Genomic DNA, 277 nt, shown 5'->3' with positions numbered 1-277 from the left:
GGACGAGCTTGAAGACCAGATCCAGGTCGAGGCCGGGCAGTACATTCCCTACCCGATCGAGGAAGTGAGCCTCGACTTCGAGGTGCTGGGGCCGGTCAAGGACAACCCGGAGATGGTCCAGGTGCTTCTGGCCGCCTCGCGCACCGAGAACGTCGAGGTCCGCACGGCGGCCTTGGACCTGGGTGGGCTGAACACCAAGGTCGTCGACGTCGAAGCCTTCGTGATGGAGAACGCCTTCCGCCTGATCGCCGACCAGCTTTCGGTCACGCGCGATGGA

The 277-nt window shown here is 64.3% G+C and carries 1 protein-coding gene; it reads left to right on the top strand.

All coding sequences use genetic code 11. From position 1 onward, the window contains the following. On the top strand, window positions 1–277 hold a 277-nt coding region (gene pilM / locus FLQ44_RS19755), incomplete at both ends, for a pilus assembly protein PilM (RefSeq protein WP_170253042.1).

The organism is Vogesella mureinivorans (assembly GCF_007644035.1).
GTDB lineage: Bacteria > Pseudomonadota > Gammaproteobacteria > Burkholderiales > Chromobacteriaceae > Vogesella > Vogesella mureinivorans.
This window is presented reverse-complemented; position numbering and strand designations above follow the sequence as displayed.